This window comes from Treponema sp. SP13 (assembly GCF_050938355.1).
Taxonomy (GTDB): domain Bacteria; phylum Spirochaetota; class Spirochaetia; order Treponematales; family Treponemataceae; genus Treponema_D; species Treponema_D socranskii.
In genome coordinates this window covers 140,290-166,674 of the sequence record NZ_JADOVM010000002.1, presented here as the reverse complement: position 1 = coordinate 166,674, position 26,385 = coordinate 140,290, and the positions used below count along the sequence as shown (strand labels likewise).

The window sequence follows — 26,385 nt, the reverse complement described above, 5'->3', positions numbered from 1 at the left end:
TAAAATGTCGCACCGAAAAGCGTGATGCGGTTTTACATAAGGGAGTCGAGATTGTCGAAAAAGTAACCGACTTTTGAGACAGCCTCGATTTTCCTCGATTACGCTTTCGCCGCTTTTATCTCTTTTACGGTGTAATCGTAATTGTGATCGTTGATCGTAAAGACGACATGCTCGCCGACTTTTTTATCCATGAGCGCATTGCCGAATGGCGACATATACGAGATGACGTTGTTGTCGGGATCCGATTCCCACGGTCCGAAAATCGTGTAGGTTTCGTCTTCGTTCGATTCGTTGTTGTGCAGCGTCGCCGTCGTTGAAAACGAAACGAAAGCCGTCGTGATCGTCGTCGGGTCGAATACGACCGAACGCCCGATTTCCTCTTGCAGCGTTTTAAGCCGCTCGTTCAAAAAATGCTGGTGTTCGCGGGCGGCTTTGTATTCCGCGTTTTCCTTTAAGTCGCCTTGAGAACGCGCTTCGCCGATCTCTTCGGCGTTTTTCGGAATATCGACGGTACGAATCTGCTCTTCCTGCGCTTTTTTTTCTTCGAGCTTTTTCGCCGTAACGAGCATGCCGCGCTGCTGCATCGAAGCTTTTTCTTCGGACGCTTGAAATTTGAAGTCGGGATACTTTTCGAGAATCTTGTTTCTCAGCTGCGCCTTTTTTGCAGGGTCGAGGTCTGCAATATCCGCGACGAGCGTGTACATGCGCTTTACCGTGTCTTCGTTGTTTTCGAGCATATAGCCGATAAGCGTGTCGCCTGAGAACAGCAGATCGATCGCGACCGCATTGATCTTTTTATTTTCCGTCGTATTGACGTGATTGCTGATTTCGCGGTACGTGAGTTCGACGATATTGATCAGCGCGATAAGCTGCTTTTCATACGAAATGCCGGCGTCTTTAAACCAATCATCGTCTCTGCATTCACGGAAAAAAAACAAAACGGCTTGACGGTTGTCTTTGAAATTGTCAAACGAATCGGAAGCGAGGCGCTGCACCATATTCGTCTTTCCGGCATTGATGAGAGACGTGAGCATGGAGCGGCTGAGCACCGTCGGGAAAAGGCGCACGTACTGTTTGTCCCAGTCGGAAAGCAGTTTTACGTTTTTAATAAAATCTTCGCGGAGCGTCGTGTTTTTCGTATCTTTGAGCGAAAGGTACATTTTGCGCGGCTCTTCGATTTTGTCGTATAAATCCTTGAATGTAAATTTGATTTGATAGGTCGAAGCGGGAACGAGCATATTGATTTTTCGGATCGTCAAAAAGGAAGCGACGACTTGTTCGTTGACGTGCGAAATCGATTTTACAAAGCCGATAAAGTAGGAGAGCATTTCGTTGAACGTTTCGCCGCTTTTATCCGTTTCGTCGTCTTCGACAAAGCGCATAAATATATCGATTCGCGGAAAAAATTGCTTTTGCGCTTTGAATTCGTTTGCGAGTTTTATGTCTTTGCTCACGTCGTGGTCGCGTACCGTATACATATCGATATCGTTCGTGTCGACGCCGAAATGCGGATTCGATTCGAGGATTTTCTTAGCCCCGTTGTTCCACGACGTCCACTCTTCCGCAGCGAGAACGTCATCGACGAGTTCGGCTTTGATGCGCTTCAAATCGCAGCGGTTGCCGAAACTTTGAATAATCGTTTTAAGCGCCCATTCTTTATCGCTCTTTACTTTTTTGGCAAGTTCTTCGTGCTTTTTTGTCGCTTTGAGTACCCAGATGTGATCCTTCGACAGCGGCTGCAGTGCGCTCACGGCCATCTTGAGCGACATAGGGCGTACTCCGTATTTTTTTCCGAAATTGATTTTCAGCGTATCGTCTTCGACCGAGCGGATAATACCGACGCCCCACGTGCGGTGGTACACGTAGCTTTTCGCATCGAAGGCTATGTGCTTTTCGAAGTCGTTGAGCGCTTCGAATACGTTGCGAAAACTTTGCGACAGATTTGACGAGCGGATATAGTCTTCGAGATGCGCCCGTCCTTCGTATTTTCCGCGATAGCAGTCGACGAGCTCTTTGCGCGCCCACGTATCGTGCTGGTCGATTTCGAGGATCTGCTTTAAGATATCGATCGCCGTGTCCCATTTTTTATTGTCTTTATACCACGTGTACAATTCCTGCATAAGGACGGCGCTGCGCTCTTCGCTGATCGTCTTTGCGATCTTCCGTTTGGCGAGCATAAAAAAATCGATCTCTTCGGGAATGATCTGGACGAGGCGCGACCACGTTTCTTTTACCGCGTTCATGTTTTTTGCGGTAATATAGCGCAGGTGCGCTTTTTTGTAGTAGTCGATCGCCGTTTCCGTATCGTTTGCCGCTTCTGCGTGTTCGGCGAGCAGCTTTGCCAAATCCGCTTCTTCGAAATCGAGCTTTACGATCTTTTCGTAGAGTTCCCACACTTTGTCGCTGTTGTCCGCGCGCAAACAATCGGCGAGCGTACGAAGAGCGAATTTGTTGTTCGGGTCGTCTGCGAGGATCGTTTCGCAGAGGTAGACGACGATGTTTTCTTTATGATTTTTTTGAAAGATGTCGACAAGGTTTTCGAGAGAAGAATTGTCGAGCGCGCCTTTGCCGAGCGACACCATGCCCGACAGGTACAGCGCGATGATGCTGTCTTTCGTGTGCGCGAGGTGTTCGTCGCAGATTTGCTGCAGTTCGTCGGCGCATCCGGCTTCCCGCGCTTTTGCCACGATATCGGCGAGTTCGGTGAGATTGTTCTTTGTATAATTACTGATCGCAGCCCGTGTCCACGTTTCCTCTTTGAGCATGTTTTTAACCTGTGTCACGAGATTTTCATCTGCCATACAAAACTCCTTATCGAAATTATTAATTTATAAATAATACTTGTGCCGTTTTCGCTTCAGACATCCTCGGTTTTATAGCCCGCATCGGCAGCCGTTTTGCCCCTCATTTGACGTACTGTTCGTAAATCCCCGAATCCAGTATTTTTATCTTCAGCAGCGTATCGTTCACCGGCTTCGAATTGTCGTCCGACATGAGGTAGTGATCGATGAGCCAAAAATACAGATTGATGAGGCGCGGTGTGAGATTCGCCGAATCGCATGAAGGATCTTTCATCTCCGTTTCGATCGCGTAGATTTCCTGTTTTAATTTGCTGATCTCCTGCAGCTTAAGTTCCCGCCGTACATTAAAAACGCCGTAGAGCACTCCGTATACCGGAATCCACTGCAAGAGCGCCGTACCCGTGTAGCCTTTTTCCGCTGTCTTTTCGATTAATACCCGAATCAATTCCGAGTCGAGAAAACTCGCGTCGATTTTCGCCGGATCGATAAAAAACGCTTCGCGGAACAGAACTTTTGCGTTTCGTTCGTGTCCGCACAGCGCAAAACAGTCGGCGAGTTCGGCGAGCACCGAAGGAAGCCCCGGCTGCGCATTGTTCGCGACGGTAAGGCATTCCTGCGCGTCTTCGAATTTACCGAGCTTTTTGCAGCACAAACCCGCTTTACGGTAGATTTCCGCTTTTTGCGAGTTATCGCGCTCGTCGAACAGCTGCCGGTAATTTTCAAAGGCGAGCGAAAAAACGCCGCGGTCTATCGCTTCGACCGCCGGACGGTATACGTTCGCTTTGCGCGAAAGAAAAGCGCGAAACCGTTTCCAATCGGAAAGGAGGCTTTCGCCGCGTTCAAACGCATTTTCCGTAGCATCCAACTGCCGTATATACGGAATCCAAAAATTGCAGCAGTCGGCGGTAAACACGAGCTCAGTACAGTCGAATTCGTCTTCAAACAGATTTTCAAGTATTTTTTGCGCTTGTTCGGGATCGGTGCGTTCCATACAGGCGATGACTTTTTTGAGCCCGGCTTCCGTTTGAATTTTCATAGCCACAATTTTCATTATAGCAAAACGATTTTTTTTAGTCAATTATAGTTTGGCAGCGAAAATAAACTAATGTTTATACCCGCTTTAGCGAAATCTGTCAAGCCCCTGACAGCCCCTGAACCGTCAGTTCACGGGAATCAATTTTACCGAGCCTGTTTAAAAAATCGATAATGCACTAGAGTGAGAGCATGAGGCAGAAAGCGTCATTAAGAGGCTGTTCAAAAACTTATATGCGATGTTTAAAATTAAGTCATTACGATATAACGAGTTAATTTTAAACTCGATGGGCTGTCGAAAAAATAACCGAGTTTTAAGACAGCACTTTTACTATTCATTACTTAAAAAATTACCGACGCGAGTACGCGGCCGTTAGAAAATTCTTGTGCTGCGCTCTTTATCGGCTTTTTTTATCCTTTCCTCGATTCGTAAACTTCCGCTCCTCCGATAAAGTATTTCGACAGAGCGCCGAAGAGTATAAACATCGGAATCGACGCGAGCAGCGCGCACGCCATCATAGCGCCTTCATCGGTTTGTTTTTCTTCGCTGAATTTCGTGATGTACAGCGGAATCGTTTTCATCTTTTCGCTCTGTGCGACGAGGAGCGGCCACAAAAGATTATCCCACTGGTTTCTAAACGAAAGGATGCCGAGCGTGGCTATGACCGGTCCGCAGTTCGGCAAAACGATGCGGCTGTAGATGTTGAATTCGTTGTAGCCGTCGACGCGCGCCGCATCGAGGTATTCGGTCGGAAAGGTGAGGAGATATTGCCTCATTTGAAAGACGCCGAAAGCCGACACGAGAAAGGGAATGATGAGTCCTTGGTAGGTGTTTATCATGCGCATGCTCGTTGCGACCATGTACAGAGGGATCATAATCGCTTCGAACGGAATCATCATCGTCGCCATGATCGACATAAAGATGAGGTTGCGCGATTTGAATTTGAATTTCGCAAGTCCGTAACCGCAAAGAGAAGCGAGCAAAACCGTCGTCGCCGCGCACGAAAGTGCGACGATGAGCGAGTTTAAAATATTACGCATATAGATGGGATTTTGGTTGTTGCCGAAAATCGCTTTAATAAAATTCGTTAAAAATGTTCTGTTTTCGTTTGTAAAATACGCGCGGGAAGGAATCCAGCGAAAGGGCATTGCGAGTATTTGGCGCGCATCCATAAACGATGCGACGAACATAAAGAGAATGGGCGTTATCGTAAAAAAGAATACGATAAAAAGCGCTATCCACGCGACGATTTCTCCGATACCGACTCTTCCGACATATTTGTTTGTATTCATACCGACTCCAATAAAATTCGTTTGTTAATATTCCACATCGTCGGTTTTCGACAGCGTGAATTGCAGGTAGGTGAACAGCAGCATTATCAAAAACAATATGATCGACATGGCGCTCGCTCTGCCGAGCTGGCCGTTTCTGATACCCGTAAAGTAGATATTCATCGTGATGACGTCGATGGGATGACGCGCCGCACCTCCCTGCGCGAACATGTACTGCGTGCTGAACGTTTTCAAGCACTGAAGCATCGCCATGATGGATACGAGCACGATCGTCGGTTTTAAAAGCGGCAGCGTGATGTGAAAAAACGAATGCCACTTGTTCGATCCGTCTACCGTCGCCGCTTCGTAAATCGAAGGCGGAATCGAAGCGAGTCCCGTGATAAACAGGATGACGAAATAGCCGATATATTTCCAAAAGTATACGATCATGGTTGAAATCTGCAGCATGGTGTTGTCGGTAAGCCACTGATAATCTTTTCCTTCTGTAAATAAGATCGCATTCGACAGTTGATTGAACAGCCCTCGCGGATCGAAGAGGATCATCCAAATTGCGGCGGCGACGACGGACGAAAGAACGGCGGGCATATAGAACGAAATTTGGAAAAAGCCTTTTTGCGACGAGCGGCGGAGCTGCATGAGCAGCACTGCAAGTATAAGCGCAAGGATGACCATCGGAACAAAGGTGCCGAAGGTAAACGTGACGGTCGCCCGCATGGAGTTTAAGAGCGAAAATCCGCCGTTGTCGCGCGTAAAGAGATACACGTAATTGTGCAAGCCGACGAATTTCGACGTCCGCGAAATCGCCTGTTTGTTCGTAAGGCTCGTGATAAACGCGTTGATGATCGGATAAAAACTGAATACGGCAAAAAAAACGAGGCTCGGCAGGGTAAACGCAAATCCCCACCGCGCCTGTTGTTTTTCGATGCTGTAACGTTTAGCGGTTTTAGCCATTTTTAATTCCTCCGTAATTTTTTGAGGTACTCTATTGTATGATGATGTTTCCGTTTTCGTCAATTGCATATCGCGCAAACGTGAGATTCGCTTTTGCCGCGATTGTTTTGCACGCCGCTCTCGACGTCAGCATATCTTCCGGTTTATGGCAGTCGGCTGCAGTGACGATAGGTACGTCGTATTCCGCGGCGAGATTCCAAAATTCCTGTATCGGATAACGGTATCGTTCGCCGCTCGATGATACGACTTTTTTGGCGCGGATACCTTGACCGTTTATTTCAATCGGCATGTGCACCGACTCGGCGCATGCGAGGATGTCGCGGGAACACGCTTTCGCTTCGGCATCCCATTCGAGATAGGATGCGGCGAAGAGGTCGGGGTGCACGGCATATAAAAACAATCCCGACTGCATGCCTTCGATAAGCGTTTTCGTATATACGTGTAACGCGCCTTTGTCGTTTATCGGGCATTCGGGAATCATGATATCGCTTCCGTCCGGCGCATAATAATTGTGGACTGCGAGCAAAAGGTAGTCGAAGCCGCGTTCACCGAGCAGTTCGTCGCGATAATACGAAACGTAGTCTCTGTGGTAGTCGGTTTCAAATCCGCGGAAGATGTGCATATCGCCTGCATTGCCGATCGCGTTTTCGCAGTCTTTTTGATAGCTGTCGAGTTCGGAATAAAACATACGGGCGCTGTGCCATCTGTCGTCAGGCACGGGGCAGTGATCGCTCATGCCGAGCACTTTGATTCCGTCTTTTCTCGCTTCATCGACATAGTCTTGCACTTCGCCGACGGCATGCCTGCAGTATTTGCAATGCGTATGAAGATTCACTTCATCCTGCGTAAAAAAATCCACGTGATGCCCTTGCCCTGACAGGCTTTGCCGTTAATAAGGTAATCGGTATTTTAATAATTGCGGTAAAAAACGCCGTTTCCGTTTATAGTACAAAACACCGGCCGAAGAGGCTTGCGGGCCGGTGTTTTGTACATGAGAATTACTGTTCGATCAATTCCTGAACGGTCTTTTTGAGCGTGTTATAGGCGTCTTCAGGTGATACGTTTTGGAGCATAACGCTCTGTACCGCCGTTCCGAGCGCGCTCTGGATCGCGGTTGAGTTTGCACCGTAATACACGATGTGACCGCGTTCGAGATCATCTGCGAATACGCTGGAATACGGCATATTTTTGAACGTGTCGCTGTTTAAAAGCGCCGTCGTCGGCTGGATGATATTGACCTGTGAAAGATACTCGTCACCGTGGCTGAGCATATAGGAGATGAGCTGCCATGCCGCTTCCTGTTGGGCTTTTGTCGCATCGGCATTGACCATGTAATAGTGACCGTAATAGCAGGCTGCGACGTCTTTGACGGCGTTTTCAAATTTCGGATACGGAACGACCATCCATTCGCCCGATTCGTAGAATGCGGGGTTATCGTGTTTGATGCGCGCTTCCTGATACAAACCGGTCGAGCACATCGCGAGATCGTTGTTGTCCGCGTTGAACACCGAGCGTCCCGCTTTGTATGTCGGTGAGCCGAGATTCAAACCGTTCGGCCCCCACTGCTGCATATACGTGAGGAATGCGATCCATGCGTCCTTTCCGACGATCGCTTCTTTGCCGTCGTCGCTGATGAGCTGTCCGCCCAGCTGTTCCACCATCGGAACGTTGTTTTCGAGATAATATTTGTAACGGAAGTCGTAGCCGCGCCTCGTGATGATGTCACCGTTTCGAATGACGATCTTTTGGGAAATTTTTACCATGTCTTCCCACGTTTTCGGATAATCCTTTTCGGGATCGAGACCTGCGGAGCGGAACACTTTTTTATTTATAAAGATACACCAGTTCGTCAATTCGAGCGGGAGTCCGTATACTTGCCCGTTTACCGTGACGGGATCAAGCATTTTCGGAGCATACGCATTGATGACTTCCGATGCGTCTTTATAGCCTGCCGCTTTGTAGTTCATCGCAGCGACTCTCCCTGCCGTAATGTAGGGGTATTCATCGTTGATCGAAAGGTTGAACATCGTCGGACCGCTTCCGGCGGCAAAAGCCGTCTGAACGAGCTCGATGAGCTTTGCGGCGCCCTGCCGCGTTACGTTTACCGTGACGTTAGGATGAGAAGCCGTAAATTCCTGAATGTAGCGGTCTTCAAGCTTTTGGCGGTTTGCATCTTCATGCGTCCAAAACTCGATGGTGACGGCTTCGGGCTTTTTAGTGCACGACGTCGCCATGAGCGCTGCGGCGGCAAGTGCGCACAGCATCATCATTTTTTTCATATTTTCTTTCCTCCATGTTTTGGAAAAACTATATCCATATAAGTATACTACAAGAGCAAAAAACGTGCAATAAAAAATTAAAAGATCGAATGTCGAGGTTCATCAAATTCGAAATCGGCGGCGATTGGTCGGCTAAGCGTCAAATCTGCCGCTTTTTATAAAGCGCTCAAGGCTTGCTCTCCACGAAGGGATTTTGATGCCGAGCGCCGTTTCGATCTTTGTGCAGTCGAGAACGGAATAAGCCGGTCGCACGGCTTTCGTTTTGTATTCGTCCGACGAACACGGCCGTACGGCACAGTCGTGCGTGATTCTGCCGTATTTTTTTCCGCAGTCACGGATCGCGCACGCGAATTCGAACCACGTCGCCTCCCCGGAATTCGAAAAGTGATAGATGCCGTAGGGAGCCGCGCTTTTTTTCCCGAACAGACTCGTAGCACCCATCTCTTTTTTTATTAATTTTATAACGGCGAATACGAGATCTCCGCAAAAAGTCGGCGCTCCCCTTTGATCGTTTACGACGCTGACGGATTCCCTTTCGTTCATCGCGCGCGTCATCGTATATACGAAATTACGGCCGCCTGAACCGTAAAGCCACGACGTTCGGATGATATAGTATTGCGTCATCGCCTGAGCGATAAGGTCTTCGCTTTCCGCCTTCGTTTTACCGTATATGTTTATAGGAGATTTCGGCACGTCTTCCGTATACGGACTGCGGCCTTTTCCGTCGAATACGTAATCGGTCGAAATATGAACGAGCTTTGCGCCGTGCGAGCGCGCCGTGCGAGCGATGTTGAGCGCACCGGTGCAGTTTGTGCGGTATGCTTTTTCCGCTTCGTCTTCGGCGTTATCGACCGCCGTGTAAGCCGCACAGTTTATGATCCAATCGATTTTATTATCTTTTTTTACATCATTGCGCGAAGCGTAATACGATGCGCTTTCGGTTTTATCGACAAAAGCGTCGAGCTTTTCGGCATCGGCGATATCGACGTCGCTTCCCGTACCGACAAACGGAATCCTTTTTTCCGAAAGCTGATGCGCGAATTCGCGTTCGAGCATCCCCTTACAACCGATAAGCCACAACATACGGAGCGCCCTCGATTAGAGTTTTTCGAAAATAAAATTGCAGAACGTTTTTATGCGATTGATAAACGACGTTTCGATGCGCTTTTCAAAAAAAATAATCTTTATCGCTTTGACGCCGCCTGCGCCGTATAAAATCCAGTTGTCGCCGTCGCGGAACAGTAAAATTGCGGATTTCATATTTTTCGGTTTGACACATTTAAATCGATCTTCATATATGAGCGTATTGTCGTTTGTCGAAAGGTAGTATACGTAGTCGCCGGGTGCGGTGATCGTAATCGACGTTTCGATACGACCGAAAGGTTCCATCGTCAAGTCGGCTTTTACTTCGCGGGTAAGGCCGTCTGCACCGATAAAATCGTCTTTGATTTCCGCCGCGGAATAGAGATCGTAGTACCGTTCATGCCGTTCCGAATAATACGGAATACCGATGTAATCGGAGATGTTCATCAGGGTGTCTTCGAGGCGGGCAGGCAAATCTTCGTTGCCGGCATAAGGCTTGATTTGGATCACTTCGGCAAGATACGACGGATTGAGAGCGTATATGTCGCGTATGATTTTTTGCGCGCTTTCGCTCGACGCTTCGAGGCACATATTCGACGCATGGCTGATGTTGCGCACGACGATTTTACCGTCTTCAAGATCGGCGAGTTCCGCTTTAGAAAGCTTATTGTTGAACGGAAGTGCGGATACGGCGAAAGCGCAGACTGCGGCGAAAAAAAACGAAATCGATATTGTTTTTTTCATACGTGTGATTTGCATTATACTGAGTAAACAGTTGGGCCGCAAGACAGTTACTGGGTACAGCTAAAAACTCGATGCACCTCTAAAAGTCCAACCAAGCTTTTAGAGGTACCCTTTACGTGATGCAATGCGGGCGAGTTACGCAAACGCGCATATTTGTGCTATACTGGACGCATGATAGCGGCATATATACGGGATTCGGTTGAAAGTCCCAAAGCGGGCGTCATTCGCAAAATGTTCGAAGAAGGAGCGCTGCTCAAAAAAAAATACGGAGCCGAAAACGTATACGATTTCAGTCTCGGAAATCCGGATTTGGATCCGCCTTACAGCGTCGCCGAAGCGATAGAGCGGATCGCTTCGGATAGGTCTCACGGCGCTCACGGTTATATGCCAAACGCGGGTTATCTTTTTGCGCGCGAAGCGATGGCAAAAAAAACGGAAGCCGAACAGGGCGTACTCGTTTCAGCACAGCACGTCGTTATGTCATGCGGAGCTGCGGGTGCACTCAACGTCGTCTTAAAATCGATTTTAAATGCCGGAGATGAAGTGATCGTGCCTTCTCCGTATTTTACCGAATACGATCACTATATTCGAAATCATGCGGGCACTATCGTACGCGTAAAAACGAAATCCGATTTTTCGCTCGACTGTAATGCGATCGTAAATGCGCTTACCGAAAAAACCGCCGCAGTTTTGATCAATTCTCCGAACAATCCGACGGGGCGTATCTATTCGGCAGACGACATCGCGTCTCTTTCTGCCGCCCTTCGCGAACACGGAAAAAAATGCGGACGCATGCCTTACCTCATCTGCGACGAACCGTACCGCGCCATCACCTACGGCGGCAAAAAAGTTCCGCCCGTATTTCCGCTGTACGAAAACGCCGTCATCGTTACATCTTTTGCAAAAAATTTGAGTTTGCCGGGAGAGCGCATCGGATATCTCGTTTTGAATCCCGCGTGTCCGGAAGCCGATGTCTTTATCGCCGCAGCGATTTTTTCGACACGTATTTTAGGTTACGTCAACGCTCCTGCTTTTTTTCAAAAAGTTGTCGCTTCTTCGTGGAACGCACCGTGCGATTATTCGCCGTATGAAAAACGCTGCACGCTTTTAAAAGAGATCATGGATTACGCGGGACTTGAGTATGCGAAACCCGACGGCGCATTTTACCTTTTTGTGAAAGTGCCCGATGCGTGGAATGGTGATGATCTTGCGTTTACGAATCATTTAAAAAAATACAATATCCTGTGCGCGCCGGGAAGCGGTTTCGGAGGAGAGGGCTGGTTTCGAATCGCGTACTGCGTGAGCGAGCGGACGATTATCGATTCGCGCGATGCGTTTTATAAGGCGGTGCACGACCAAGCTTGAGCGCGGCGGCATACACGATATCAGTTTTTTACGGGAGGCGATATGAAAATCCTTATGGTGACGGCGGAAGCGGTGCCCTTTGCAAAGACGGGCGGACTTGCCGATATGGTGTCCGCTTTGGCGCTGTCTCTTTCAAAGCTCGGACACGATGTAAAGATCGTCATGCCGCGCTATTATAAAATCGACCGGAAAAAATTGCAGGCGATCCCCGGCCCGCTCGCCGTCGCTGCGGGAACTTCGGAATCGTGGGTCGGCGTTTATGAAAGCGCGCTGCCTTCGTCAAAGGTCGGCGTTTATTTTCTCGACCACGAAGGTGCGTTCGGGCGCGACGGCGTGTACGGTACACAGGCGGAAACCGATTTTCACGACAATCCGTACCGTTTTTCGCTTTTGTGCCACGGCGCTTTCCAGCTGTGCCGAAAGCTCGGATGGTATCCCGATATCGTCCACGCGCACGATTGGTCGGCGTCCCTCGCTCCGATCATTTTAAAGCACGTCATCCGAAACGACCTCTTTGCAAAGACGGCGAGCGTTTTGACGATTCACAATTTAGGCTATCAGGGGCAATACGCAAAAGATTGGTTTCCTTCTCTCGGTATTCATTGGGGATTGTATTACGGCGCGGGACTCGAACACAACGGCGGCATCAATCTTTTGCAGGGCGGCATATCTTCCGCCGACATGATTACGACGGTGTCCCCGACTTATGCGAAAGAAATCCAAACGACCGAAGGCGGCTTCGGTATGGACGGGCTTTTGCGCGTAAGGGGCGACGTCGTTCGCGGCATCCTAAACGGAATCGATGAGGACGTGTGGAATCCGAAAACCGATCCGCTCATCCCCGTAAATTACGACGAAACGTCTCTTGAAAAAAAAGCGGTATGCAAACGCGAGCTGCAAAAACGTATGAAGCTCCCTGAAGACGATGCCGTTCCCGTCATCGGTATCGTAACGCGCCTCGCCGACCAAAAGGGCATTGCCGAACTCTTTGCGCCGACATACGGCTGTATGTACCGCCTGTGCAGCGAAATCGACGTGCAGGTTGCGATCCTCGGAAGCGGAGAAAAGTGGTGTGAAAACGAAATACTCTCGCTTCAGTCGAAGCTTCCGAATATGCGCGCATATATCGGCTACGATGAAAGCTTAAGCCATCTTATCGAAGCCGCCAGTGATTTCTTTTTAATGCCGTCGAAATACGAGCCGTGCGGGTTAAATCAAATGTATTCGCTTTTGTACGGCACGCTTCCGATCGTGCGCCGTACGGGCGGACTCGCCGACACGGTAGAACAGTATGACGAAGAGACGGGGGAGGGTACGGGCTTTATGTTCGACAACTTGACGCCTTCCGCCGTGTTCGACACTTGCGGTTGGGCGGTCTACGCGTATTACAACAAAAAAGAGCACATCACCAAAATGCGAAAACGCGGCATGAAAAAAGATTTCAGCTGGAAAAAATCGGCGGAGCAATACGTTGCCGTCTATAAAGAAGCCCTTGCGCGCGGTGCGGGAATCGGAAATTCGCGGTAGCGGCATTGCAGGAAATATCAGTTTTCGAAAATGCCGCAGCAGTGCGTATTTTAAGCTTCGATTTGTCCTTTACACCAATCGACTACGACATCCATATCGGCGAGTGCCTTTTTTGTAAGCTCTTCATCGATATCAGGATAGTCAGGGTATCGAAAAGTCGCAGCAAATTTTGTTAAACTGATAGCAGAAAGTTTCACTGTTTCGGGAAACGCTATTTTTGGTTGTATCGTTTTAATAAGCATTCCCAAATCGTGTATTTTAATAATTTCAATTTCGTATACTATGAACAGAGTTTTTATCGCTTTTTCTGCAGCCTGTTGACAGTGAAAGCAGATGATTTCCAAAGGTTTGGGATGCATGGTTTTAAAAAGGTGATAAGCGGTATTCCTGTCCATATCGACTACGTGAAGCCATTCTGCTACGTCTTGCTTAAGATCGTTTTTCATAAAGCAATACACCTTCATTTGCAACTGTTTTTTCGAGTGTCGGACGATATTTTCGTATATCGAATTTCGACTTATGATTTACGATAACATCGCACGGTTTTTCTTGTATATCGAAAATTGCCGAATAAGCTTTATCACACAAAAGCAAAGGATTTCCTTTTTCCTCATCGACAACGACATAAAAATCATAATCGCTCTTTTCAGTTTCTTCGTTGCGCGCATACGAACCGAAAAGATAGATGCGTTCGGGATCGAGGGCCTCTTTGATTTTTTCCGTTATCCGTTTAATCTCTTCCGTAATCATCGCTTTATGATACCACGAAAACGCAAGCGGCGGCAACGGTATCAGCGCCGGTTTTGCCGCGTTTTGCGTTCGTCCATATAGTGTAACGCTTCATCATCGCTCAAGCGCCGCACTTGCGTGTTCGGAAATTCGCGGTAGCGGCTTTGAGAAAAAAGAGGTTTTTTTCCGCTGTACGTTTTATCTTTGCTGTTTTGCAAATAGGTTTTCAATTCTGCTTCATCCGAAAATATTTTATAAAAAATTCTTCCCGAAGCGCTTTTGATTTCATATATGCCGCAGCTCTTTTTCATAGTGTAATCGGCCGCCCGCACATACAATTTTGCGATCGCCGAAGATTTAAACGGAAAGTTCCAGCGCTGCAATCCGTTTTTTGTGCGGTCGATGCAGATACACCGTCCGCACGTTCCGCAGATGTATTGTGTGTGGTTTTTCAAACATTCTTCCGGATTCAAAAGCGGCGTTACCCTGTCTTCGTCGGCGTAGCATTCAGTACACATACGTATCCCCCTGTAAAAGTTTTGTAATGCGATTGCGCTTCCGCGGCAAGCGCATGCACTGCAATACTACGGGGAATACAACAACTGTCAAGAGATGTAATTGTCCCGAGTTTCTTAAAACTCGTACCACGTGCCGTCTTTTGACAAATACCAATCGGCGAGCACTTCGGTTTTTCCCGTATCGTACCACGAAATACTTCCGTCTCGATTCAGCACTGCGATGCGCTCTCCGTTTTGTACGGCTTTTACCGGAAGCGATGCGGAGCGGCCGTAGGCGACGCTTTTTTTCCGAGAAAGATCGTACGAATACAGTTTTTCGCTGCCTATATCCGTAAAAACGTGTCCGTTGTGAAAGTACGTAAAAGCGCCCGTATCTTCATCGTTCAATTTTAAAAGCATCGTCGTTTTCGAAAGCGCCGGAGTATACGAAAAAAGATTCGTCGTCTTTTTTTCGTCGTCGGACTGAAGGGCGATGCCGTACAATTCTTCGTCGCTCGTTGAAAGCGCATAGACGACATCGGCAGCGATTTTAAGCGGCACGATTTCCTTTGTGCGCATATCGACGCTGAGCAGGGCGGACGGCGGATTTGTCGCAGACGACTTTGCGACATAGAGCGTATCGCCGGAGATGAGGGCATCCTGCAGTCCCGTACCCGCATAGAGCTCTTCGATTTCACCCGTGTCCCTGTAATAGGCGCGGACGACGGCGTTGCTTTCCATTTCCAAAATTACATTTCCGAATGCGCGCACGGATTGGACAGCGCTTTCGGGTATAAAAAGCCTGAACGTTTTGTTTTCCGTAAAATCGAAATATTCGACCGGCCGCCGCGTACCCCGCGACCACAGGATAACGCCCCCTTCGCAGACGCTCATATTCGTGTGTGCGTCATTCGATGCGCGTTTATCGACGGTGCCGGTATCGTAGGATGAGGCATAGAACGCATCGCGCGTCAAAAAATAAAAACCGTCTTCCGCGCTCGCCGCATCGGAAATTGTTTCGTAGGCATCGTCGGTGAGCGGGGAAAGCGAGAGGAGCGCCGTGTCGGGAAAAATCGTCGTTCGAAATACGTTACCGCCTGAAGAGGCGAGGGCGATTTCATCTCCCGTTTTTGCACCCGCTCGGATCGCTTCTCCGTTCGGAAGCGATTTGAAGTTTTTCAAAATGCGGGGAGATGAAAACGTTTTGTTGCCGAGGTTTTCTAGCATCGAAAGCGCGTACGTTCGGGATGCACTGCTTGCGATATAGTACAGGTCTTTATCGTCGGCGCCTGTTATGAGCACGGGATCGCGGGCTGAAACGGAAGCGGTCGTTTTTCCCGAAAGCGCCGACACGGCGTACACCGTATCGTTTTTCGTGCCTGCCAAAAACATATCGTTGTCGAAGGATGCAATATCCGAAAGGTTCGATTCGCAGCTCAATCGCCGTTTGAGTTTTCCGTCGAGCATATTGTAATAGGAAATAAAGCCGACGGGCGAATACGTGCACAGCGTTTTTTCAGATGCGCTCGTCGCGGCGTAGGAAACGATACCGGTCGAATCTTTTAAGACGTCGGCGACGCGTCCGTCCGAAGCGCGCAAAAAGATCGCCCCTTCGACGGAAGCCGTTCCGACGATGACATAGGTGCCCTTTGCGGAAAACGACAGAGACGTTACCGCGTCCGAAAAGCGCCGTGCGTATTTTCTTTTGAGCGTGTCGAAATCCCATACGCTCACGCGGTTTACGAGTCCTCCGTCCGTTTCGTATGCGGCGATCGTTTTACCGTCGGGGGCGAGGGCACAGAGTTTTACGCTCATATCCGAAATTTGATAATGTTCGCCCTGATCGTCGCCCGTCCATTTTATTAAAAATCCGTCGTCGCCCGCCGTAAAAAACGCACTTCCGTCGCGGGAAGCGGAAATCGCCCTGACTTCACCTTCATGCTTTTGATTCGAAATGTGAGACTCCGATGCGAGCGGCAGCGCGCTTAAAAGGACTGCCGCAAAAAATACAGTATGCCGTACTTTGAAAGGAGCTGCAAATGCACGAGACGATTGAAAAAATCCGAGCTTTCGAAAAGTCGAAATTGAACCTTTTAATAATTTTTTCATAACAGTTACCCTAGTGCGATTGCAGCGCCGCAGTGAAGCGCCGTATATCGCTTGTCATGCCGAGTACGAAAAGGGATGCGATAATCGCGAGCCCCGCGTACTGCGCGTAATATTGTATTTTCGGATTGAGCGGGCGGCGGCAAACGAATTCGACGAACGCGAAGAAAATCAAAGCACCGTCGAGCACCGGTATCGGAAGCAGGTTCATGATAAAAAGCGAAATGCTGATAAAGGCCATGAGTTCCAAAATCGCCGTGATGCCTTGTCTGAACCCCGCGCCGAACCCGTCTTCAACGGTGTTTCCGAGCATACCTGCAACACCGACGGGACCTGAAATCGCATTTTGCACGTCGGCTCCTTTAAATAAAAGCGCTATGCTTTTTACGGTAAGCGAAAGCGTTTCTCCCGTCCGCTTTATCCCCTCAACGAGCGCTTTAAAAAACGGATAACGTTTCGCTTCGCGCATTATCGGCTCGTTCGAAAAAGGCGTGACGCCGATCTTTCCGCTCCCGGTCGATTTGTCGAAATCGCTGTGAACGATGTAGGAAATTTCCTCGCCGTTACGCAATACGACTATATGTAAATCCCTGTCGGGGTTCGACGCAACTTCCCGGATGATGTCGGAAAAATCTTCGACGGGTTTTCCTCCGATCGATACGATAGTGTCGCCGGTTTTCAATCCCGCTTTCCTCGCAGGTGAATGCACTTCGGGGAGGGTTTCGTCCGCAAGCTTTATCTTTGCCGTATACGAATAATACGTATAGCCCGTCATCGCGATGATCGAAAAGGCCGCAAACGCGAAGAGCGCGTTGAAAAAGGGACCTACGAATCCGATGAGAGCGCGTCCGAGCGGGTTGATACCGTAGAGCGAATCGCGCTCAGCTTCGATGCGCGGAGAAGAGGAGTCGAGCGCTGCTTGAAAATCGCGCTCTCCTTTCATGCCGCAGTACCCGCCGAGGGGCAAAAGCGATAAACGGTAGTCGGTACCGCCGATCGTTTTATGCAATAGGGCGGGACCGAAACCGAGCGAAAAAGATTCGACTTTTACGCCGAATAATTTCGCTGCGAGAAAGTGTCCGAGTTCGTGAAAAAAAACCAAAAAACCGAGGCAGACGATGCCGTAAATCCATTTCATATCAGAGTTTTTGCAAGAGCTCTCGCTTTTGCATCCGCTTTAAAAACGTCTTCGAAGCTTTCGGGTAACATTGTCCAATCTTCGTCAAGCACGTTTCGAACGACGCGGGCGATGTCGGTAAACGAGAGCTTTCCGTCGAGGAATGCGAGGGCTGCGATTTCGTCGGCGGCATTGTATGCGATCGTATAGGATGCCCCTCGTTTTGCCGCTTCGTACGCGTATGCAAGGAGCGGAAAGTCTTCGGTACGCGGACGGAAAAACGAAAGCGTTTTGTCAAAGAGATCGAAAGCTTGAAGATAATTTTCCGCCGTTTCGGGCCACGTAAGCGCCGAAAGAATCGGGTGTTTCATGTCGGGATCGGAAAGCTGGGCGTAGAGCATGCCGTCCTTTGTACGCACGAGCGAATGTACGATGCTTTCGGGGTGGACGACGACTTTTACGATTTCGGGCGATACGTCGAAGAGGCGGCACGCTTCGATCACTTCAAGCCCCTTGTTTGCAAGCGTCGCCGAATCGATCGTGATTTTTTTGCCCATCTTCCATGTAGGGTGGGCGAGGGCGTCTTCAACCGAAACGCGAGCAAGAGCTTCTTTTGCGTATGTGCGGAAAGGACCGCCGCTTGCGGTTATGAGGATTTGGGCGATATTTTCTTTACCGATTTTTTCGATGAGGCTGAAAATCGCAGAATGCTCCGAATCGACGGGGATGATGCGAGCGCCCGACTTTTGTGCGAGAGCTTGTATGAGATGCCACGCCATGACGACGGTTTCTTTATTTGCAAGTGCCAAATCTACTCCCGCTTCGAGCACCGCTTTCGACGGAAGGAGACCCGCGCTTCCGGCTATTCCGTTTACCGCGATGTCGGGGCGCGTTTGCCTTATGAGGCGCTCGATGCCGTGCGGATCATCGGCCGTAAGCGTAAAATCGCAGCCGAAAGACGAAGCGAGCTTTTCGGTTTTTTCGCGGCTCGTATGAGAGGCGAGGGCGCACGCACGGAAACGTTCGGGCATATTTTTAATGATGTCGAGCGTGCTCGTACCGATGGAGCCGGTACAGCCCAAAACGAAAACCTTTTTCATCGTAAAAAGATCGGAACTCCGTAGAGCAGGCGGAGCGAAAGATAAAATACGGGAGCTGCAAACAAAAGCGAATCGATGGAATCCAAAACCCCGCCGCGGCCGGGCATAATGCCGCCCGAATCTTTTACGTTTGCGCTTCGCTTAAACACCGATTCGGCGAGGTCTCCGACGATTGCGGCGCTTGCGACGAGGGTGCCGAATAAAACCGATTTCCAAAGAGAACCCGGAAATATATGCGGCAGGAATCTTTGCGCGATGAGCGAGGCGAGGATACAGCCGACATAGCCGCCTGCAAAACCCGCAACGCTTTTATTCGGGCTTGCAGCGATGACGCCTCGGTTGTTTTTTCCGAACAGCATGCCGAAAAGCCAGGCGACCGAATCGCAGATAAAGGTCATCCACAAAAATACGGCGATGTAAAAGCTTCCGTACTCATAGGCCGTCATTCGAGAAATAAACGTGATGAGGTAGCCCGTATACAATAAAATCGATACGGAAAGAGAAACTGCTGTGTTCGAATGTTCGAAGGTCTTTACCGTAAGCGCATCGTAGGCCATGAGGATGCACGCGCCCGCAATGCATACGGCCGTTACGATGCCGAAGGGGAGGACATACCATACACACAGGTATGTCGAAACGGGAATCAAAAGATTTAAAAACACGACGAGGGGCTTCGGCAAAAGGGGACTGTTTTTTGAAAACATATCGTAGAGTTCCAAACTGCCGATACACGAAAAAGTACACACGGCGATGTGAAAGGGCAGTTCGTGAAAAAACGGAACAAAGACAAGACCGATCACGAGCGGTATGCCGATAAAGAAAATCAAAAGCCGTTGTACGAGTTTTGGCATCGCGCTTTCCTCCAACTAAAAATTCCCTTATGCAAGCACTGCGCCGAACCGTCTCGTTCTCTTTTGAAACTGCTCGATATGACCGTACAATTCGTCTTCGCCGTAGTCCGGCCACAGCGTATCCGTAAACACAAGCTCCGCATAGGAGGCGTGCCACAAAAGAAAATTACTGAGTCGCTTTTCGCCGCCCGTTCTGATCAATAAGTCGACGTCGGGCAGATCGGGTATATCGAATGAAGAAGAGAGAGCATCTTCATCGATTTCGTCCGCCGATGCGTATGCGTGCGCTTCGATAAGTTTTTTTACGCCGCGCACAATTTCGTCCCTGCCTCCGTAATTGATCGCCATGACGAGCGTCGTTCCGGTAAAGTGCGCCGTTTCCGCCGTCGCGCTCCGTATCTCTTTGCGGATATCTTCGGGAAGACCTGCGATATCGCCCAAGTGCAAAAGCCGTATTTTATTTTTTTTATAAAATGCGAATTCCGCCCTCAAGTGATTTTTAATAAGGCTCATGAGATAACCCGTCTCTTCGGCGGTGCGCTTCCAGTTTTCCGTCGAAAAAATATAGAGCGTAACGTATTCGATGCCGAGAGCAGAAGCGGCTCCGACAATTTTTTTCGCCTGTTCGGCGCCCGCATAATGCCCTGCACTGCGGTTTTTATGCTGTCTTTCAGCCCACCTGCCGTTCCCGTCCATGATGATAGCAACGTGGCGAGGCAGGCGGCTCATATCGAGTGAAGTCAACCTTCGAGTATTTCCTTTTCTTTTGCATCGTAAAGCTTTTGTATTTCGGCGATATATTTGTCGGTAAGCTTTTGCAATTTGTCCGTTTCGGCTTTCAAACCGTCTTCGGTAAGTTCTCCCGATTTTTGCTGTTTTTTGAGCGCATCGTTTCCGTCTCGGCGGATATTGCGGATCTGCGTGCGGTAATTTTCCGCGTCGGCTTTCGCCTGTTTGACGAGCTCTTTGCGCCTGTCGGCCGTGAGCGGCGGAATCGCGATGCGGATCACTTTGCCGTCGTTCGACGGATTTAAGCCGAGGTCGGCAGCCAGGATCGCTTTTTCGATGTCACCGATGAGCGATTTGTCGAAGGGCTGAATGACGACCGCCCTCGCTTCGGGAATCGCGATCGTCGCCACTTGGTTGAGCGGCGATTTTTGCCCGTAGCAGTCGACGCGCACTTTGTCGAAAAGAGCTGCACTCGCGCGTCCCGTTCTGATCGCGGCAAAAGTATCGGTAAGCGAATGTATCGCTTTTTGCATTTTCTCTTCACTGTCTGCCATTACTGCCTCCGGTAGAAAATATAGTTTTAGAAAGGTTCGTTAAAACAAACGCATGGCAAAGCGCACGCGAAAAAGCTCACGAACGCTTTGCAGCGTGCCTCTATCTCCCGAGAACGTAGAGATGCACTTCTCCGAATTCGAGCGGGGTGCCGACTTCTTTCGATACTTCCGCGAGTTTTGCCGCGACGCTCACTTTGTCGTCTTTGACGAACATCTGATCGACAAAGCACACTTCTTCGAGATGCTTTTTCAGTTTACCCTTTAAGATGCCGTCTTTGACATTTTGCGGTTTTGACGCCATCTTTTCATCCTGATCGAGCTGCTTGGTAAATATTTCCATCTGCTCGTCCATATATGACTGGGGAACGTCTTTTTGCGTGATATATGCAGGCGTAAAAGCCGCCATGTGCAGACAGCAGTCGTTTGCGAATTCCTGTACTTTCGGATCCGTCGACCCTTTAACGATACAAACGGCGCCCGTTTTGAAATCGCTGTGGACATAAGTGCCCGCAACCGCGTTTTCCGGCACGTCGATAAGCGATACGCGGCGCACGGACATGTTTTCGCGGACCTTCGTCGCAAAAACGGTTAGCATATCGGAATGCTCCGGTTCCACTTTCGTGTAGCCTTTTTCAAAGGTTACATCAACGAGCTTTTGTCCGAGAGCTGTAAATTCTTCGTTTTTGGAAACGAAATCCGTTTCGCACACGAGTTCGACGACCGCGATCTTGTTTCCTTTTCTCTGAATGTAAATGCGTCCTTCCGCGGTCGCGCGGTCGGCTCTTTTTGCAACGGCGGCCAGCCCCTTTTCTTTTAAAAGCTTGGTCGCTTTGTCGATATCGCCGTTCGTGTCTTCAAGCGCGCGCTTGCAATCCATCATGCCGGCGCCCGTCGTTTCACGCAGCGTTTTAATATCCGATGCTTTAATATTCATTATCGTAACTCCAAAATTGTCGGAGGATATCCGAAAATTTCCGCTTTCGGACATCTCCTTTCGTTAGTTATTTGTCGCCGTATATTTTATCTTCGTCGATAAGCTGATCCGCTTCTTTTTGTTCGGTATCGGCCTCTTCTTTTTTCGGTTCCGTCGGCTCGTAATTCGAATAGTCTTCGATTTCAACGTCGTTGTCTTTGACGGCGGCATCCGTCTGTATGTTTTCGTCTTCATCGTTCAAATTTTCGAGGATCTTTAAGCCCTGTTCGTTGTCCGCTTCGATGACCGCGTTCGCGATGATCGACGTAAACAGCGAAATGGCGCGGATGGCGTCGTCGTTGCCGGGAATAGGGTAGTCGATACCTTCGGGATTGCAGTTCGTGTCGACGACCGCGATGATGGGGATACCCATGCGGCGTGCTTCGGCGACGGCGATCTGCTCTTTGTGCGTGTCGATGATGAATACGACGCCCGGCAAATCTTTCATCTCTTTAATGCCGGCGAGGTTTTTTTCAAGTTTCGCTTTTTCTTTTTGCAGCGCGGAAACTTCTTTTTTTGTCAAATTGTCGAAGGTGCCGTCGACTTCCATCTTTTCGATTTTTTTAAGCCGCTGCAGCGATTTTTTAATCGTTGAAAAGTTTGTGAGCATACCGCCGAGCCAGCGGTTGTTGACGTAGAATTGACCGCAGCGTTCGGCTTCTTTTTGAATCGCCTGCTGCGCCTGTTTTTTCGTTCCGACGAACAGGATCGATTTTCCCGCCGTCGTCGCTTTGCGTACGACTTCGTAGCTTTCTTTTATAGCCGCGATCGTCTTTTGCAAATCGATAATGTGAATCCCGTTCCGCTCCGCGAAGATGTATTTCTTCATGCGGGGATCCCACCGCTTTACCTGATGACCGAAATGAACTCCCGATTCAAGCAGGTTTTTCATGGTTACAACTGCCATGACATACTCCTTCACCGGTATCGTATGATACCCCTTACTCTGTTTCTCGATGCGTCGTCTCTTATAAAAAGTGAAACGTACGGAAGATCGTTTGCCCCTATAAGCCTACGGCCCGAGGGCTTACGGCAACGCTATTCGATAATCGAATAACCCTGCGACATAAGAATATCATAAAGCTCCGATATGGGCAAGCCCTCGACGCCGCTGGTCGTGCCCTTTATCTTTTTAATAAAACACGATGCGAGGCTTTGAATGCGGTAGCCGCCTGCGGCCCCGTGCCATTCACCCGTTTCGATGTACCATTCGATTTCACGCTCGCTCATCTCTTTGAACGTCACTTCCGTAACGCTTTCGCGGACGACCGTCGTCTTCGTTTTGCCGCTGTAGAGCGCGATCACCGTTTTGACCGTATGCGTTTTTCCGCTCAATTCGCGGAGAAAAGCCGCCGCTTCTTCCTGATCGGAAGGCTTGCCGTAGATTTTATTGTTGAAGATGATAACCGTGTCGGCGGCGAGCACCCACGGGATTTCCCTGTCGGCCGAAAGCGAACGCACGACAGCTGCGATCTTTTCGCGTGCAAAAATTTCCGGCACGTCTTCGGCCGGAAGAGAGGGCGATACGGTTTCGTCGATGTTCGGCATGATCACTTGATACGGAATGTGCAAGAGTTTCAATATGTCCTGACGGCGCGGCGACGACGATGCTAAAATAATCGGTTCCATAATTTTTTTACATCCTCAATAACTTTTTGTGCTTCAGAAGCATCTAAAAATTGCAATTTTCAAATGCCGGCTTCATGTCGTGTTTTACGACGATGAGAGATATGGGATTCGAACCCACCGCCTTCAGCTCCGGAGGCTGACGCTCTATCCAGATGAGCTAATCTCTCTTGTGTGCGGCACATACGCTTTCTGCGTTTGTGTACAGCACGCATCGATCAAAAAAAATCGTCTCTAAATTTCCCGCCCCGCGCACGGAACATCGCGAAACGATAATTTTTAATTGTATCGATTACTTTCCGCTTCCCGAAGACGATGAGTCGAGCTTAATGCCCTTGAGCACTTCGAGCGCGCGCTTTCGCACCGCAGTCGTATAGTGGTAGTCGGATGCGATCCGTGATATCTCGTCGACCATCGTGCGCTTGTTTTCCGTACTGCCTGCAAGCTTTTCAAACGCGTCGAGCGTTTCGATCGCCATACTGCTTGTAGGATTCAATACGCGGTTTCGGTGATTTGCGAATGCGATCGCGTCGGCGGCTTCATCGTTTTCGTTTAAGCCCATCTCTCCGAGAGCACGGATCGCGGCGGCCTGTACCATCGGTTCGTTGTCTGCGATTGCGATATTGATAAGCGTATTTTTCGAGTGCTCGCCTCCGACTTTTGCGAGAAGCAGACAGGCTTTCCGTCTTACGTCGGGAAAATTGTTGACGAGGCGGCCGCCCGTTCGCGCCTGCGTCATAAGACCTTCGCCTGCAAGCTGATCGAGAGCGGCGGCGACATCTTCGGATACGTTGCCGCTTTTGACGATGCCTTCGAGATATTCGAGGGCGACGAGCTTGTTGTCGTACGAATCCGAGCGGGCGAGGGTCAGCACGACCGTGCCGTCGACGTCGCTCAAGTATTCGTTTTCAACCGACGTTTCGCCTCGCTTTGCGGAATCGTTTTTTTTCTGGACTTGCTGTTCCTGCGCAAAAAGTGCCGAAGCAGCCGTAATCAGCACGGCTGCACAAAACGTAATCTTATCAAATTTCATCTGCTCGATCTCCTGTAAAACTTTTGCGGAAAAAAGCGGCTTCCGAAAAGTTTTCGCCTTTTCATTTATTCTATAAAAAATCGAAAAAAAAATCAACGTTCGAAAATACCGACTGCAAACGGATCGTTCCATGCGATGTTGTTTGCAAAAGTACCGACTGCAAGGGCAAGCGGACGCACTAATCGGTTCCGCGCCGAAAACAGCCGCGTCAATCGATGGGCGGAATATGCACAAGCCACTTATTGCCTATTTTATTAAAATAATAATAGATGATGTCGGTGTCTTTGCTCACTTGAACGGCTTTGACGTCCGTTTTCGAATCGTATCTGATTTCGTCGACTTTGCGCCCTTTCCGCGACGGAACGAAGATATACGTAAAATAATCGCGCAGCGTGTTCATGCGCAGCCCTTTGACGGGAAGCATTTTCGATGCGCGCTGCAGATTTTTCGGATTCGACCAATAGCGGATCGATTCGTCGTCGATGTATTTGAGCCAGGCTTCATAGCGCCCGCTCGTCATAATCGACGAAAGTTCGTCGATCGTCGCCATGATCACGGCTTTATCGTCTTCAAACGTTTTTTGCGTAACGTCCACATTGTTTACCGAACGGAGGTATTCTTCGTTTGCGGCAGCCGTCTTCACGTCCGTTTTTTGTATATCGCTTCGCTTTTCCGCCGTCGTTTTTTTTGCCGATGACGAAGGCAAATGCTGCGCGGGACGCACCGACGCGCATGCAAGAATCGAAAACAGAGAAAAAATACAACCGATAACGGGCACGATTTTTTTTATCTTTTTCATAGTATTCTACTATACAAGCGATTGTTCGTTTCGTCAAATGGACAATCGCGTTATTTTAAAACGGTATCGGGAGCCGTGATTTCGCCGCGGTACAATATTTTCGGGTAGACGATGATTTTAAGTCTCTTTTCGAGCGCGCTGTAGCACCGCATTTCATACTCGTCCCCGACGACGATATTGATTCCCGTTTTGCCCGCGCGTCCCGTGCGTCCCGCTCGATGAACGAAAAAATTGTCGTCGTCGTTTAAATCCATTTGAACGACGTGTGAAACGCCTTGAAAATCGAGCCCTCGAGAGGCGACGTCGCTCGTAATCAAAATACGGCAGCTTCCGCTTTTGAATCGGTCGAGAGCACGCTTGCGCTTTTGCTTGTCTTTTTTCGCGTAGAGGGATTCGCAGTCGATATTTTTATATTTGAGTTTCGATGTGATATTTTCCACTTGATCGCCGCGGCTCGTAAAAACAAGCATTTTTTGTATGTCGAGGGCGGCGATCAGCTTTTTCAGCGTATCGATTTTATCGCGGCTTTCGGCGTAAATCGCCCAGTGCGAAATGCGCTTTCGAAGCACGTCTTCTTCCGGCATCGAAATCGATTCGCATTCGGCAAAAAAAGTTCTGACTGCTTTCGTCACCGTCGCCGAACATCCGACGATCTGCACGTTTTTCGGAAAAAAAGAGACGAGGGATGCGAGGTCGTCTTTGATCTCTTTTTTGACGAGCCGGTCGACTTCATCGAACACCGCAGCGCGCAATCCTGCAAGTTTTAATTTTTTTAAACGCGCGAGTTCCAAAAGGCGGACGGGGCTTCCGACGGCGATTGCGGGATTCCCTTTTAAAAGCTCGGTTTGCCGCCGTATCGGCGCGCTTCCTGCGAGCAACGCGCATTTTGCATTTGAAATCGACATGGCGGCGTCTCTGATTTGGGAAGAAAGTTCGAGCGTCGGAGCGACGACGAGGATTTTTACGCCGTTTTTTTCGTCCTTTTCCATGCCGTCTATGAGCGGCAAAAGATATGCGAAGGTTTTGCCGGTACCCGTTTCCGACTGAAAGAGAAGATTTTTCCCTTCTGCAATGAGGGGGATTGTCTTTTGCTGCACGGGCGTCGGGCGAGCGATCGAAAGCGTTTGCAGTTTTGCGCGTATTTCGGGAGAAAGGAGCGAAAATGCGTTTTGCGTGTCCATGCGCAAACTATAGCG

At 49.3% G+C, this 26,385-nt stretch carries 25 protein-coding genes and 1 tRNA gene; 2 read left to right on the top strand and 24 right to left on the bottom strand.

The window, feature by feature from the left end; genetic code table 11:
• Positions 1–98 precede the first annotated feature (98 nt).
• The 8 genes from greA to IZU26_RS04850 form a co-directional block, all read right to left on the bottom strand.
• Positions 99–2,801 (bottom strand): transcription elongation factor GreA, encoded by a 2,703-nt coding sequence (gene greA, locus IZU26_RS04885; RefSeq protein ID WP_433277221.1) that lies wholly within the window; start codon positions 2,799–2,801, stop codon positions 99–101.
• A gap of 103 nt (positions 2,802–2,904) precedes the next feature.
• Positions 2,905–3,837, bottom strand: a complete 933-nt coding sequence (locus IZU26_RS04880) for a hypothetical protein (RefSeq protein ID WP_310823990.1) — start codon at positions 3,835–3,837, stop codon at positions 2,905–2,907.
• Positions 3,838–4,244: 407 nt separating this feature from the next.
• On the bottom strand, positions 4,245–5,126 hold the full coding sequence (locus IZU26_RS04875; RefSeq protein WP_021329951.1) for a carbohydrate ABC transporter permease: 882 nt from the start codon (positions 5,124–5,126) through the stop codon (positions 4,245–4,247).
• Between the two features lie 24 nt (positions 5,127–5,150).
• Positions 5,151–6,077: a carbohydrate ABC transporter permease gene (locus tag IZU26_RS04870; protein WP_433277218.1), complete on the bottom strand. Its 927-nt coding sequence runs from the start codon at positions 6,075–6,077 to the stop codon at positions 5,151–5,153.
• A 31-nt stretch (positions 6,078–6,108) separates the two neighbouring features.
• Positions 6,109–6,936 carry a PHP domain-containing protein gene (locus tag IZU26_RS04865; RefSeq protein ID WP_310823931.1) on the bottom strand — a complete coding sequence of 276 codons (828 nt, stop codon included), beginning with the start codon at positions 6,934–6,936 and terminating at the stop codon, positions 6,109–6,111.
• A gap of 139 nt (positions 6,937–7,075) precedes the next feature.
• Entirely contained in the window at positions 7,076–8,356 is a 1,281-nt protein-coding gene (locus IZU26_RS04860) for an extracellular solute-binding protein (protein WP_021329972.1), read from the bottom strand.
• Positions 8,357–8,488: 132 nt separating this feature from the next.
• Positions 8,489–9,439, bottom strand: coding sequence for a dTDP-4-dehydrorhamnose reductase (gene rfbD / locus IZU26_RS04855; RefSeq protein ID WP_433277215.1), 951 nt, complete (start codon positions 9,437–9,439; stop codon positions 8,489–8,491).
• Between the two features lie 15 nt (positions 9,440–9,454).
• Positions 9,455–10,183, bottom strand: coding sequence for a DUF6675 family protein (locus IZU26_RS04850; protein WP_310823927.1), 729 nt, complete (start codon positions 10,181–10,183; stop codon positions 9,455–9,457).
• 171 nt (positions 10,184–10,354) lie between these two features.
• Between IZU26_RS04850 and IZU26_RS04845 the strand changes: the two genes are divergently transcribed.
• On the top strand, positions 10,355–11,548 hold the full coding sequence (locus IZU26_RS04845) for a pyridoxal phosphate-dependent aminotransferase (RefSeq protein ID WP_433277212.1): 1,194 nt from the start codon (positions 10,355–10,357) through the stop codon (positions 11,546–11,548).
• Between the two features lie 42 nt (positions 11,549–11,590).
• Positions 11,591–13,075: a glycogen synthase GlgA gene (gene glgA, locus IZU26_RS04840; protein WP_433277210.1), complete on the top strand. Its 1,485-nt coding sequence runs from the start codon at positions 11,591–11,593 to the stop codon at positions 13,073–13,075.
• Positions 13,076–13,125: 50 nt separating this feature from the next.
• Here glgA and IZU26_RS04835 read toward each other — a convergent pair whose 3' ends face one another.
• The 16 genes from IZU26_RS04835 to IZU26_RS04760 form a co-directional block, all read right to left on the bottom strand.
• Entirely contained in the window at positions 13,126–13,521 is a 396-nt protein-coding gene (locus tag IZU26_RS04835) for a HEPN domain-containing protein (protein WP_038080711.1), read from the bottom strand.
• Complete coding sequence (locus IZU26_RS04830; RefSeq protein WP_016520121.1) at positions 13,505–13,825, bottom strand: nucleotidyltransferase family protein; 321 nt, start codon at positions 13,823–13,825, stop codon at positions 13,505–13,507. Before IZU26_RS04830 ends, IZU26_RS04835 begins: the two co-directional genes overlap by 17 nt.
• 41 nt (positions 13,826–13,866) lie before the next feature.
• The gene (locus tag IZU26_RS04825) at positions 13,867–14,322 is read right to left on the bottom strand and encodes a hypothetical protein (protein ID WP_433277206.1); all 456 of its coding nucleotides are present in this window, start codon (positions 14,320–14,322) and stop codon (positions 13,867–13,869) included.
• A gap of 114 nt (positions 14,323–14,436) precedes the next feature.
• Positions 14,437–16,410 carry a hypothetical protein gene (locus IZU26_RS04820; RefSeq protein WP_433277204.1) on the bottom strand — a complete coding sequence of 658 codons (1,974 nt, stop codon included), beginning with the start codon at positions 16,408–16,410 and terminating at the stop codon, positions 14,437–14,439.
• Positions 16,411–16,420: 10 nt separating this feature from the next.
• Positions 16,421–17,545 (bottom strand): M50 family metallopeptidase, encoded by a 1,125-nt coding sequence (locus IZU26_RS04815; protein ID WP_433277202.1) that lies wholly within the window; start codon positions 17,543–17,545, stop codon positions 16,421–16,423.
• Positions 17,542–18,624 carry a 1-deoxy-D-xylulose-5-phosphate reductoisomerase gene (locus IZU26_RS04810; RefSeq protein WP_433277200.1) on the bottom strand — a complete coding sequence of 361 codons (1,083 nt, stop codon included), beginning with the start codon at positions 18,622–18,624 and terminating at the stop codon, positions 17,542–17,544. The genes IZU26_RS04815 and IZU26_RS04810 overlap by 4 nt, the downstream gene beginning before the upstream one ends.
• Positions 18,621–19,475 (bottom strand): phosphatidate cytidylyltransferase, encoded by an 855-nt coding sequence (locus IZU26_RS04805; protein ID WP_310823913.1) that lies wholly within the window; start codon positions 19,473–19,475, stop codon positions 18,621–18,623. Before IZU26_RS04805 ends, IZU26_RS04810 begins: the two co-directional genes overlap by 4 nt.
• A gap of 27 nt (positions 19,476–19,502) precedes the next feature.
• Positions 19,503–20,204, bottom strand: a complete 702-nt coding sequence (uppS, locus tag IZU26_RS04800; protein WP_038080709.1) for a polyprenyl diphosphate synthase — start codon at positions 20,202–20,204, stop codon at positions 19,503–19,505.
• A gap of 11 nt (positions 20,205–20,215) precedes the next feature.
• Positions 20,216–20,758 (bottom strand): ribosome recycling factor, encoded by a 543-nt coding sequence (gene frr, locus IZU26_RS04795; protein WP_021495410.1) that lies wholly within the window; start codon positions 20,756–20,758, stop codon positions 20,216–20,218.
• Between the two features lie 100 nt (positions 20,759–20,858).
• Positions 20,859–21,692: a translation elongation factor Ts gene (tsf, locus tag IZU26_RS04790; protein ID WP_433277197.1), complete on the bottom strand. Its 834-nt coding sequence runs from the start codon at positions 21,690–21,692 to the stop codon at positions 20,859–20,861.
• Between the two features lie 67 nt (positions 21,693–21,759).
• Positions 21,760–22,638 carry a 30S ribosomal protein S2 gene (gene rpsB, locus IZU26_RS04785; protein WP_433277195.1) on the bottom strand — a complete coding sequence of 293 codons (879 nt, stop codon included), beginning with the start codon at positions 22,636–22,638 and terminating at the stop codon, positions 21,760–21,762.
• Between the two features lie 131 nt (positions 22,639–22,769).
• Positions 22,770–23,360: a Maf family protein gene (locus IZU26_RS04780; RefSeq protein WP_021329900.1), complete on the bottom strand. Its 591-nt coding sequence runs from the start codon at positions 23,358–23,360 to the stop codon at positions 22,770–22,772.
• 93 nt (positions 23,361–23,453) lie between these two features.
• Positions 23,454–23,527: transfer RNA gene (locus IZU26_RS04775), tRNA-Arg, on the bottom strand.
• A gap of 122 nt (positions 23,528–23,649) precedes the next feature.
• Positions 23,650–24,390, bottom strand: a complete 741-nt coding sequence (locus IZU26_RS04770) for a HEAT repeat domain-containing protein (RefSeq protein ID WP_038080732.1) — start codon at positions 24,388–24,390, stop codon at positions 23,650–23,652.
• A gap of 208 nt (positions 24,391–24,598) precedes the next feature.
• A complete protein-coding gene (locus IZU26_RS04765; RefSeq protein ID WP_433277193.1) occupies positions 24,599–25,189 on the bottom strand; it encodes a hypothetical protein in 591 nt (196 codons plus the stop codon).
• 50 nt (positions 25,190–25,239) lie between these two features.
• Entirely contained in the window at positions 25,240–26,370 is a 1,131-nt protein-coding gene (locus IZU26_RS04760; RefSeq protein ID WP_433277191.1) for a DEAD/DEAH box helicase, read from the bottom strand.
• Positions 26,371–26,385 lie beyond the last annotated feature (15 nt).